Raw genomic sequence first — 12772 nt, 5'->3', positions numbered from 1 at the left:
CATTTTAGAGTATGAAGACAAAATATATACTATCCATCATGGTAGGCCTTCTCCTCGGATTATTCTATTCTTGCAATAAAATACCGGTGGGATATCTCAACACATCAAAGGCAGTATTCATTCCGGACACGATCTATGTTGCGCGCAACATAGATCCGGAGTCACCTCGTGCCAAAAACAATGCACCGTGGACTACCCTGCCGATCCAAGGCGTAGCAGGAACAAACCCCATCAATTACGAATACCACTCTGTCAAGGTTGACAAAGGAGGTGATGCTACAAAGTTTGAACAGATGGTCAGAGCGGGGCACGTATCGACAAGGGGAGGTATGATACAGATCTTCCAAGAAGGTGTCAAAGAAATACCTAATGGCAACTATACCATCAGCATTCGCGTCTACAACGAAGGGCACTCTCACATCCTCAAAGATGCAGTGACCTTCATTGTACAGGATGTGGTAGAAGAGTAATCATAACAACACATTAAAACACAAAACTATGAGAGCTAAAATATTGTTTATTGCCTATTTGGCAGTCTCTCTCTTTGCTGTACAAGCACAGGAGAGCAATGAGAAAGGAATCAAATTCTTTGAAGGGACTTTTGAAGAAGGACTTGCCCTCGCTCAAAAAGAACAAAAACTCCTCTTTGTAGACTTTTATGCACAGTGGTGCGGTCCATGTAAGAGAATGGCAAAGACCGTATTCACTCAAGAAAAGGTAGGAGCGTATTTCAACGACAAGTTTATCAACATGAAGCTTGATGCTGAGGCTGATCAGAATAAAGCCATTGCAGAAAAGTACAAAGTTGAAGCATTCCCTACTCTTGGGTTCTTCAAGTCAGATGGTACACCTATTGCAATCAATACAGGATCTATGGGAGCAGAGGCACTCATCGAAGCTGCCAAGATTGCAGCAGGCGAAGCCATTGGTTTTGAGGAGTTGTACAATATGCATCGCAAGGACAAGAATAACCTTGAACTCCAACAGCAGCTCCTTCGTCAAGCACCAAGCTTTTTGTCTACACAAGAAGGAATCGATGCTGACAAGTGGATCGTGCGTATTCGTAAACTATATCGCTCATATATCGAGGCTAAGAAAGGTCCTGCACTGATCAATGCACAAGACTATATCATCATCTCGGCTTTGGGACGAACTGAAGAGGAAGGAGTATCAGAAATGGTGGAATTCATGGTCGCAAACTTGCCTCAGTGGAAAGAAGCCGTAGGAGATGCAGTAGCTTACTACATCATCGAGCACAATGACAACACGATGACTCGTCTTGTCAAAGAAGGGGATGCTACTTACAAAACCTATTTGGAACGCATCAAAACTGATTACAAGGGAGCCTATGATGTTGTTACAGGGACATCGATTTCTCCTTATGAGAAGTCCAAGCTCTACTACGATGCCATATATACTCTTTACAAGCACAAAGAGCCTGACACGTACATCAGTCTCATGAAAGAATACTTTCAGAAATTGGGTGACGAAGCTCTCTCATCAGACTATGGTAGAGTAGCTCAGGAGTTGTACTATGCAACCGGGGACAAACTCAAACCGGAGCATCACCGCCAAGCGATAGAATGGATCAAGATCGCACTCAAGTCAGAAGAGAGCGTCATGGACAAAGCTAACTTTATGGTAATGATTGGAGACTCTTACAAGAATATGAAGGAGTATGTAGAGGCTCGTAAGTACTATAATCAAGCCTTTGCCGAATCTCTTCAGATGGTGGATATGCCTACTGCCCAACAGATGATCCAGTATGCTATCCAGATGAAGTTACAAGAGTTGGAGCTCCTTGAGCGTTGATCAGCATCTCTATGATTTATAAACTTCAGGCATTTTTTAAGACTGATAAAAATATGAGATTGCCCAATATTATTTTATCTATAGTGCTAAGTGTCATGGGTGTTTTTTCTGCCATGGCACAACCTAAGGGAATTCGAAAGGATGTACTTCCCAATGGGATGACATACTACATAGCGAAGACCAACTACAACCCCGGGGAGGTAAACTTCTATCTTTTCCAAAATGTAGGTGCTATTCTCGAGGATGATAATGAGCAAGGCTTTGCCCATTACCTGGAACACATGGCATTCAATGCCACAGATCACTTTCCTCGAGGTGTCATGACCTTTTTCATGGAGCATGGCATCAAGACTTTTGATGCATCGACCGGTATCAACGAGACTCGTTATCAGATTGGCTCGATACCTACCTCCAATACCGTTCTGATCGACTCTGTGATGTTTATCATCAAGGACTGGTGCAATGGTATATCCATCAAGCCTAAAGATGTGGACAAAGAACGAAACATCATCATGGAAGAGTGGAGGGTGCGCAATACTGTAGATCGCAGACTCACAGAGTCTATAGCTTCGGTACTACATAATGATACAAAATATGCGTATCGCAATGTAATCGGTCATGTAGAACAATTGAAAAAGGTCAAAGCCAAAGATCTGAAGAAGTTCTATAAGAAGTGGTATCGTCCCGATCTTCAGAGTATCATGATCATTGGAGATATTGATATCGACTTGTACGAGGCAAAGGTCAAGGAACTATTCGGATCGATTCCGGCTCCCAAGAAGGCTCCTGTCAGATCAGAAATAACCATCCCCGACAATACGACACCGGAGTATTTCAGATTTATCGACAAGGAGAATCACCACAACTCCTTTGGTATCTACCAAAGAGTCTATCTTCCGGCCGATCGCAAGGACAGAGACTATACCTTTGAAAGTCTTTGTATACAGATCTTCAATTCTCTTGCGCCATCACGCTTCGGACTTATCCGCAACGATGGCACAGAGACATTCCTCTCTGCATCCGTCAGCTATGGCCCTTTTGTACGTTCATATCATCAAAATGCATGGGATGTAGTGCCATATGCAGGCCGTAGCTTGGAAGCCTTGGAACAAGTCTTGAGTGTCAGGGAGTGGATTCGTCGCGAGGGATTTGGCAAAGAAGAGTTTGAGCATGTCAAGGGAAGTATGTACCAAGGCATGAAAGAGGTATTGGCTCAAGGCAACCTTGAAGCTCCTTACAATCTCATGGAGCAGTTCAAACAAAACTACCTCTATGATGCACCTCTTAAAACCCTTCGCACGACGCTATTGGAAAACTCTGAGCGTCTCACAGAGATTGAGTGGGATGAGTTTAACGACTGGATTCGTTCTTGGATGAAAGATGAAAATCTTGCATTCATCACTTATTCTGCGACTCCGGAGGAAATGAATATCACTCTTGATGACTTCAATAGGATCCTAGCGAAAGTGAAGGCTGCCCCTACCATGAAGCCTGTCAAGATAGATCCCATACCTGCTCAGCTCATAGATTATGAGATACCTCAAGGTAAGATCATCTCAGATAAGGTCATCAAGGGACTTGATGCCAAGGAATGGACGCTTGCCAATGGAGGGCGAGTTGTGTATAAAAATGTCCCTGAAATGTCAGGCATGTTCTACTTCGTTGCCTCAAGTGAAGGAGGACGTTCTGTCATTGAGCCGGAAGACCTCCCTTCATACTCAGCGATGCAGTCTCTGCTGATGAGATCGGGGCTGTATAAGTACAACCGTAATCAGCTACACAACTGGGTAAAAGACAAGAAGTTTGAGGTATCACTTTCTTTGACAGACTATACCGAAGGCTTGGGTGGCAACTCTGCCGTCGAAGCCGCAGAAGACTTCTTTAAGTATGTACATCTCATCCTCTCGAAGCATCGCTTCGAACGAGAAGACTTCAATAGATTTGTAGAGCGCAAGAGACACATATTCAATGGTCGTGGCACAGCTGGTATGACAGCGGTACAAGATTCCATCAATGCCCTACTCTACCCGGCGTCATTATACAACCCTGAAGAAAACACTGCGTTCTTCGACAAGATGAAGTACGACGACCTGTATCGTTTATTTGAAGGACGCTTTGGAAATGCAGGAGAATTTACATTCTGTGTCATCGGAGACATTTCCGAAGAGAGAGCCAAGGAGCTTGTCCAACGCTACATCGCATCACTTCCGGGGAAGCCGGTAAGCCAGCGTGAAAAAGTACGCTACATGGACTTCTCTTCTCCCGAAAAGGAGATCGTAAAGGAATTTTACGTAGAGAAAGAAGGAGATTCGGGCGAGGTAGAGTTGTCGTTCTCTAACTCTAAAGAGCTCTCTAAGAGCGAGGTTGCGGCACTGAAAATACTTGAAGGCATCTTACAAAATCGACTCTTTGCGGAGTTGAGAGAAAAAGATGGCGGCACTTACAGTATCGGAGTAAACACGTCTTACACTCACTTGCCTCAGCCTTCTGAAACATTGGGTATCAGGTTCAGTACCGAAAAAGACAAGGTTAAGGACTTGAAGGATAAGACTTATCAGATATTGGAAGACATCATCGCAGGTAAGTTCACCAACGATGAGTTCAAAAAAGTCCATGTCCCAATGATCCTCGAAAGTCGTGAAAATGCTCAAGATCCATCTGAAAATCCTCTCCTTTGGATTGTCCTTCTCAATACTTATGTAGAGACGGGAGAAGTGCCTTCTATCAAGTCTGATTTCTCTTCAGAGGATATCGAAAAGATATCGAAGGAAGATGTCATCAACCTATCAAAGAAGATTATGGATGGAGCGAAGAAACGTGACATTGTCGTCAAATCTTTCAAACAAGCTCATTACGGTAGGATACAAAACTAAAGCGTAAAGCTTGATAAATATCAACTCTCAAGGATTCGATGTAAGCATCTTTCATATAGCTTACATCGAATCCTTGCTTTTTCCCCTCTTCCTCCATAGCCAGGAGTTCTCGATGAATCCCTCCAAAAAAGTCGTTAAACTTGATGACGAAAGTCGTTAGACTTGATGACGAAGGTCGTTAGATGTAACATCATCCCTTCAGCAACCTCCTGACAATCCGATTATCGTTGAATTTCCCCATGGCAAATCCCCAAAACTCTCGAATGAAAACAATGACTTCGGATCGAAACTTCAGTCTTTCTCTGTCTCCAAGACGAAATATGCTTACCACAAAGCTCCGCCTTTGATGATATCTGCACTTGGGAGTCGACACCAAGACACGAATTTATAGAAGAGACTAAGAGCGCAATCTCTTTAGAAATGTTATCTTTGTGGAGAAACATATAAAAAAGTTCTATTATGAGACGAAATGCTTTTTTCTACGTATTGGTAGCTATATCTCTCCTTACGGGATGTGGTCGTTCTAAGGGAAGACAGACACCATTTGAAGCCAGCGGAAGAGCCCTTCAACTGGTTGCAGTATTGCCGGATGCACACAACAACGAAGAGTTCAAAGCGACTATCGAAGAGACCTTTTCAGGTCCTATCGGCATACTTCCTCAAGAAGAACCGGCTTGTGATATGATGTACACTTCCCACTCGGGGTTTGACAAGCTTTTCAGAATCTTTCGCAACATCCTTTACATAGACATCGACGAGCAGAAATACACTCGTGCGGGGCTACATATCTCCAGAGATGAATTTGCAGGAAGTCAGCTCATCATCACGGCAAAATCACCTACACTTGAAAGCATGAAGGAGCTCCTGATATCACAGAGGGAGTATCTCTCTGATTTGTATTACAAGGAGGAGTTGAGCCGACGTCGTAGAGATCTGGCACATACCTATTCATCCAAGATGACCAAGATGATCGAGGACTCTATCGGTGGTGTGACTGCCAATCCGATGGTAGAGATAAAGTATGTCAATGGGAAGAAAGGCTTCGTCTGGGGGTCCACACAAGATCCCAAGGGTCGTATCGACATCGTAGTGTACGACTTCCCTTATACCGACCCCAACACATTTACCACAAACTATCTTGTACGTATGCGTGACTCTGTCATGATGGCAAACATACCGGGCGAGTATCCCAACTCATATATGTCCACAGAGAAACGCTTTCCTCAGAAATTTACAGCTTTCGAATTGGACGGTGTGTACCGTGCCGAGATGAGAGGCTTGTGGCAAATGGAAGGAGACATGATGGGTGGTCCATACGTGATGCATGCCTTGGTAGACAATGCCAATGGGCGAGTTGTCGTGATCGAAGCATTTGTCTTCGCCCCGGGCAAGGATAAGCGCAACCTCCTCCTCAACGGCGAAAGTGTCCTCTATACTCTTCGCCCCACAGGTACAGAGGTACAGACATCTACCATAAAAGTAACCAGATAAAAACAATAACAGGGTCTTCTTACACTTCAGAGAGAGTGTGTGCCGAGACCGGCACTTCCAGAGACACCTCACAACAGCTCATCATAAAACTATTTGAAAAAGACTACAGATAAAATGATTAAAGTAGGTATAACACACGGAGATTACAATGGTATCGGATACGAAGTCATACTAAAGGTTCTCTCCGAGCCTGCCATATTTGACTTGTTCACACCGGTGATCTATGGTTCGCCACAAGTCCTTTCGTACTACCGAAAGATGCTGGACATCAACACCACCACACCGATCAATATCATCAAAAAGGGGAGTGAGGCTCAAGATGGGCTCATCAACATCGTTGCGACAAGTGAAGAAGGTGTAGAGGTAAAGGTCTCTCCCGGAGAGCCCTCAAGATATGCCGGCACGCTTGCTGCCAGAGCTCTCATGGATGCCAGAGCAGATTTGGTGGATGGGGCCATAGATGCAGTCGTCACAGCCCCTATCAACAAGGACACAATACAGTCGAGTGACTTTTCTCATCATGGGCACACGGAGTTCTTCAGCGAACCGTTCCCCGATCATAGACATATGATGCTATTTGTATCGGGCGATCTCAGAGTGGCTGTGGTGACATCGCACTGTCCACTCAAGGATGTTTCGTCCAAACTGACAAAGGAGCTTGTATATCAAAACATCATCGACCTCGAACAGACTCTCAAGAGAGACTTCGGGGTGATTAAACCTCGTATAGCTGTCCTCGGTCTAAACCCTCATAGTGGAGAGAACGGTCTCTTGGGTACAGAGGAGATAAATGTCATCACACCGGCTCTCGAAGCAGCATGGCAGGAGGATAAATTTGTCTTCGGCCCCATATCTCCTGATGGTTTTTGGGGCAGCCATATGTACGAAAACTTCGATGCAGTGTTGGCTATGTATCATGATCAAGGGCTCATTCCCTTCAAGCTCATGGCTATGGAAGTCGGGGTCAATGTCACTTGCGGACTACCGGTTGTACGCACCTCACCGGATCATGGGACGGCCTACGACATTGCAGGCGAAGGTCGTGCCAACGAAGAGTCCATGAGAAATGCCATATATCAGGCCATAGACATCATCCGCCACAGAGGTCGATATGATGAGGCAAGACAAAACCCTCTTAAAAAGAGATTTGTCGAGCGTGGACATGACAACATCAAGCTGGATCTCACGGGAGATAGTGACGAACATTAAGAGAGAGAAAGAGAGAATACGAATGAACAAAGTTGTTCAACAAAGAATATAAAACCTAAGAATTATGTTCAAAGACAAAACAATAGTGTACACCTCAGGCACTTTTGATATGTTTCACTACAATCATCTGAGGATGATCAACTATGCCAGAGCCATCGCCGACATCCTCATCGTAGGGGTCAGCACCGATGAACTGGTACAAACCTACAAACCGGCTCCTATCATCCCCTTCAACGAACGGATGCAAATCATAGAGGCACTAAAAACTCCGGATATCGTCATCCCGCAACACTCACTCAACCATACAGAGATCGTCAAGAAACTCAACATCGATGCCTTCGTCGTGGGAGATGATTGGTATGGCAAGTATGACTATCTCAAAGATTTGGGTGTACAGGTATTTTACTTCCCCTACGGGACAGGAGTGTCGACCACAGAGATCAAGAAAACGGTACACGCTTCGTATGAGTCTCAGCTCAATCACGAGAGACAAGCGAAACCTGACAAACTGGAGGATCTGGACTAAATGAGCAAGACAAAAAGGTTTGACAACATACTCATCACGGCCGGTACAAAGGGAATTGGCTATGCCGTAGCAGAAACTTTTGTAAAGGAGTGTAAGCATTTATGGCTTACTTATGGCTCGGATCATGAGCATGCCAAGGAGGCAAAAAAGAGGCTCTCATCCCTTGCCCCGGATACTTCGATCCATATCATTGCATGCGACGTCACAGCCCCTCGATCGGCACAGGCTCTATTAGAAGAGATGTCTTCACATGACTTCGTGCCGGACTTGATCGTCATGAATGCAGGAGTGACGAACCGTAAGTCGCCCTTCGAGATATCAGATGAGGAATGGTTGTCGGTATTTCAAGGCAATGTGCACTTCCCGACCCAGCTGATCAAGGGGGTAGTGCCGTCCATGAAGAGCGGAAGTGCAATCATATTTACGGGTTCTATGATGGCAATACACCCCCACTCTGTCTCGTTGTCCTACGGCGTGACAAAGAGTGCGGTGCATGGGCTTGTGACCAATCTCGTCAAACACCTTGAGCCTTTCGGTATCAGGGTGGCCGGCATAGCTCCGGGATTTGTAGATACAGAGTGGCAGAAGACCAAACCTACCGATGTACGTAAAAGTATAGAGGGAAAAGTGGCTTCGCATAGATTTGCATCACCGGAGGAAGTAGGACAAGTGTTTAAGATGGTCGCAGAAAATGAGTATTTCAACGGTGATATCATCTCACTCTCGGGAGGTTATTCATACAAGTAAAAATAATGAACGAACAAGATAAAGAGTACCTGAGTTCTCTCAAGTCCTTGGAAACTGAAAACTACGTGGATCGCAAGTTTTACAGACCATTGGGCTTCAAAATTGCAAAAGCGATCCAACACACCGGGATCACCCCAAATGTAGTGACCATCATAAGTATATTTGTAGGGATGGGTGGAGCGTCTATGTTCTACTTCACCGGACAGATGGGGTTTATATTCTTGGGAATACTCGGCTTGATCTGTGCCAATATACTTGACTGTGTAGATGGGCAGTTGGCTCGCATGACTGGGATAAAGTCGGAGATAGGACGTATCCTTGACGGTATAGCAGGAGACCTTTGGTTTCTGACCATATATGCAGCGTTGTCACTGAGATTGTATGATGAAATAGGGTCAAATTGGATATTCGTCATCGCCATACTATCGATATTCTCGCACTTCACTCAGGCGGCTCTCACCGACTACTACAAAACTTTGCACCTCTACTTTGTGAACCCCAACAAGGGTAAGGAATTTGACACGCCTGAAAGCGTGCAGAGCCGCCTTAAAACGATGCCGATGGGGATAAACAAAGTATTTACGACATTGTACCTCTACTATACAAAACTACAAAGTAAGCTCACACCAAATCTGGGTGAGATGGTACAAAAACTCAATCGTGCATATCCGGAAGATAGGATACCGGAAAGCCTCAGATTGAGATATAGACAAGGTAGCATCATGGTCATGAAGTGTCTCGACCTATTGACCTTCAACGGTCGATCCATACCTTTGTTTATCATCCTGATCACAGGACATGTTTGGTTTTACTTCCTATACGAGATTGTATTTCTGAATATCATCTTGATCGTATCGAAAAACCAACATGAGACGCTATGCAAATTTATCTCTGAGGAGATAACAGATCACAAAAACTAACGGAACATAAACCAAATGGAAAATAAAGAGGTCATTTCAGTAGAGGACTTATCGAAAATACTTGGCCCCTTCTTTAAGAGTAAATTTGGACGAGTGGTAGGAAAACGCCTACTCAAAACTCTTAAAATCGATAAGATTAACACCATACATAAGACGTACTTCCACCTCAAGGGTCGGAAGTTTACGAGTGCAGCACTGAAGCACCCATTCATACAAGTATCTTATGAGGTACACGGAGAAGAAAACCTCAAACAGATGAAGGATGGTGCATTCATCGCTATAGCCAACCATCCATTTGGCGGACTTGACGGACTTATGCTCATCGATGTGGTCAGCAAGGTAAGGCCGGACTTCAAAGTAGTTGCAAATAGATTTTTGACCTACATAAAGGCTCTCGAAGATAGCTTCATTCCCGTTGTGCCAAGACAAAACAAGGCAAACTACAACCATAATGCAACCGAGAATGTTAATAGTATAAAGATGATTGGAACTCACATCAAGGAAGGGAAGCCTGTAGGCATCTTTCCGGCAGGAGGTGTGGCCAACAGCAAGTTTGGCAGTGAAAAGGGAAATGAACAGTTGTGGCAGATGAGTAGTGTAAGGATCGTTCGATCTGCTGAGGTGCCTGTATATCCGATATATTTCGAGGGAAGTAACTCAAAGACCTACTACAAGTTCAATAAGATCAGTTACATATTATCTGTACTAAAAACACCTTCCGAACTGTTCAACAAGAAAGGAAGTGTCATAGGCGTATATGTGGGCGAACCGATATCTCCGGAAGAGATCAGTAAGATCTCAAGCAATATAGAACTTAGAGACTTCTTGATGGAAAAGACCCTTAATCTGCCATCGAAGTACAAAAAACAACAGTAAAAGAAATACTTATCCGAATGAGTCTAACGAACAAGCGTAAAGATGTACTTTTCTATATCATATTACTTGTACTCGGAGCAGGGGTACTGTGGTATGTATCATCCGTATCGAGCACACCTGAAGATGCCTTGGTCGAGAGCAAAGGACTAATCAGCCGAATAGCTGATAGTTTTGGTACCTTCATACATTTTGTACGAGAACATCTTTCCTCGCAGTTTGGACTTCTACTCATACAGATCATTGTAATCCTCCTTTTTGCAAGGGCAGTTGCGTGGTGCTTTACAAAGATTGGACAGCCATCGGTGATAGGAGAGATCTTAGCCGGGATTATCTTAGGGCCTTCGGTATTAGGGCTCCTATTTCCAAATGTATTCGAGACCCTTTTTCCCTCCGAAAGCCTGCACAACATATCACTACTGAGTCAGTTTGGCCTCATCCTCTTTATGTTTGTCATAGGGATGGAGCTGGAGTTGGGAGAGATAAAAAAGACCCTTCGTAAGACATTGGTCATCTCTCATGCAGGTATCATCATACCTTTTGTCTTGGGTGCAATACTCTCTATCGCCCTTTTTGATGATTATGCAGGTGCTCATGGGGAGTTATTGCCTTTTGCTCTCTTTATAGGTATATCGATGAGTATAACTGCCTTCCCTGTACTTGCACGTATCATACAGGAAAAGGGGCAGATGAATACACATATAGGAGTATTATCGCTTTCGAGTGCAGCCAGTGGAGACATCACCGCATGGTGTCTCATCGCAGTAATCATGGCAATAGCTCAAGCAGGATCGGCTATGAGTGCGCTCTTCACGATTATCTTTGCCTCTGTGTATATGCTGGTGATGTTTTATATCGTACGTCCGATATTCAAGCTCGTCGGCAAGCTATACAATAACTCGGAGGTGTTGACAAAAGGTGTGATAGCTATCATATTCCTGACATTGTTGATCTCAGCATATCTGACAGAGATATTGGGTCTCCATGCACTCTTCGGTGCCTTCATAGCAGGAGTGGTCATGCCTGAAAATCTAAAGTTCAGGAGACTACTCACAGAAAAAGTGGAGGACGTTTCCTTGTCCATCTTCCTGCCACTATTCTTCGTAGCATCCGGTCTTCAGACAGAAATAGGCCTTCTCAATACCGGTTATCTATGGATGATCACACTGGTGATTACAGCGATAGCAGTCATAGGGAAACTCGGAGGCACATATATTGCGGCTCGTGTGGTAGGAGAAAACAAGTACAACAGCCTCTATATGGGTATCTTGATGAACACCAGAGGTCTCATGGAGCTGGTGATCCTATCCATGGGTTACCAACTGGGCATCTTATCTCCCATCATCTATGCGATGCTGGTACTTATGACCCTCGTCACGACCTTTATGACGACTCCGCTCTTGGAACTACTTGACAAGATAATGAAACCAGGTCGAAAGGCCGTTCAGAACCTATCTAACAGCATGCAGGTACTGTTCTCTTTCGGGAGGACCTCGACAGGCATGCTCATGCTACAACTCATGCACACCTTCTTTCCGAATAAAGGGAAAGGGGCTCAGATCTCATGTCTCCACATGACGGTCGGAAGTGATACAAACCCAAGACAGGCGGAGCACTTCAGAGAGCAAAACTTTGCACCCCTGAAAGCATCTTCCAAAGAAAGAGGACTTGAAGTGGAAGAATATTATGAGGTAACGGATAATCCTGTAAGCACTCTTGTCAATACCACAAAGTCTACCGAAGCTGATCTCCTCCTCATCGGAGCACCGATAGAGCTTTCGAGACTCCCAGAGGATGAAGAAATCAATAAACTTCACAAGAATGTGGTCAACAAAGTAGGACACACACTCGCAGGTGCAGGTGCCTTCTTCAATGTAGCACAACTTTTAAGAGATAAGACGAAGTATCTCATCGACAACACACCTAACTCCATCGGTGTCGTCATTGATCGTGGGCTGAGAGAGCCGGTACGCAGCCTTTGTGTCATCCATGATCCACAGGCAACGGACAAAGAGGATTATGTTCATCTCGTGAACGGATTACTTCGATATACGTTGGCTGAAAAACACTTTATTTCGATCGGGACAGGTAATGACATAGAAGAGATGACGAACTTCTACCAAGCAGACCCTATGACAATGAAAATCAGTTTTGCGAAAGAGGAGTTGGGAAAATACGACCTCCTACTGATCCCTTACAATACGTTCAGAAATATGTCTGCACAGTCACCTGAACTACTCGAATACGTCCCGACAACCATTTTGCTTTGCGCACGTCGGAAAAGTCCGTTTCCTACACTGACAGAGTAGTGTAAGCCTTAT

Annotated in this window: 10 protein-coding genes; all 10 read left to right on the top strand. The window is 44.6% G+C overall.

The annotated features are described in order from the left end of the window. Nucleotides 1-11: 11 nt before the first annotated feature. The 10 genes from EL262_RS01995 to EL262_RS01950 all read left to right on the top strand — a co-directional run bounded on the left by EL262_RS01995 (nucleotide 12) and on the right by EL262_RS01950 (nucleotide 12760). Nucleotides 12-470 carry a hypothetical protein gene (locus tag EL262_RS01995; protein WP_025837920.1) on the top strand — a complete coding sequence of 153 codons (459 nt, stop codon included), beginning with the start codon at nucleotides 12-14 and terminating at the stop codon, nucleotides 468-470. 28 nt (nucleotides 471-498) lie between these two features. After that, a complete protein-coding gene (locus EL262_RS01990) occupies nucleotides 499-1812 on the top strand; it encodes a thioredoxin domain-containing protein (RefSeq protein WP_025837918.1) in 1314 nt (437 codons plus the stop codon). Nucleotides 1813-1925: 113 nt separating this feature from the next. Next, nucleotides 1926-4685, top strand: a complete 2760-nt coding sequence (locus EL262_RS01985; protein WP_159100513.1) for a M16 family metallopeptidase — start codon at nucleotides 1926-1928, stop codon at nucleotides 4683-4685. A gap of 459 nt (nucleotides 4686-5144) precedes the next feature. Continuing rightward, entirely contained in the window at nucleotides 5145-6176 is a 1032-nt protein-coding gene (locus EL262_RS01980) for a DUF4837 family protein (RefSeq protein WP_051522703.1), read from the top strand. Nucleotides 6177-6290: 114 nt separating this feature from the next. Further along, nucleotides 6291-7385 carry a 4-hydroxythreonine-4-phosphate dehydrogenase PdxA gene (gene pdxA, locus EL262_RS01975; RefSeq protein WP_025837916.1) on the top strand — a complete coding sequence of 365 codons (1095 nt, stop codon included), beginning with the start codon at nucleotides 6291-6293 and terminating at the stop codon, nucleotides 7383-7385. Between the two features lie 64 nt (nucleotides 7386-7449). Next, nucleotides 7450-7911 (top strand): FAD synthase family protein, encoded by a 462-nt coding sequence (locus tag EL262_RS01970; RefSeq protein ID WP_025837914.1) that lies wholly within the window; start codon nucleotides 7450-7452, stop codon nucleotides 7909-7911. Further along, on the top strand, nucleotides 7912-8658 hold the full coding sequence (locus EL262_RS01965) for an SDR family NAD(P)-dependent oxidoreductase (RefSeq protein ID WP_025837913.1): 747 nt from the start codon (nucleotides 7912-7914) through the stop codon (nucleotides 8656-8658). A gap of 5 nt (nucleotides 8659-8663) precedes the next feature. Continuing rightward, nucleotides 8664-9578 (top strand): CDP-alcohol phosphatidyltransferase family protein, encoded by a 915-nt coding sequence (locus tag EL262_RS01960; RefSeq protein ID WP_025837911.1) that lies wholly within the window; start codon nucleotides 8664-8666, stop codon nucleotides 9576-9578. 15 nt (nucleotides 9579-9593) lie between these two features. Next, a complete protein-coding gene (locus EL262_RS01955) occupies nucleotides 9594-10454 on the top strand; it encodes a lysophospholipid acyltransferase family protein (protein ID WP_025837909.1) in 861 nt (286 codons plus the stop codon). Between the two features lie 17 nt (nucleotides 10455-10471). Then, nucleotides 10472-12760, top strand: coding sequence for a cation:proton antiporter (locus EL262_RS01950; protein WP_036853538.1), 2289 nt, complete (start codon nucleotides 10472-10474; stop codon nucleotides 12758-12760). Nucleotides 12761-12772: the final 12 nt, after the last annotated feature.

This window comes from Porphyromonas cangingivalis, assembly GCF_900638305.1.
Taxonomy (GTDB): domain Bacteria; phylum Bacteroidota; class Bacteroidia; order Bacteroidales; family Porphyromonadaceae; genus Porphyromonas_A; species Porphyromonas_A cangingivalis.
This window is presented reverse-complemented; position numbering and strand designations above follow the sequence as displayed.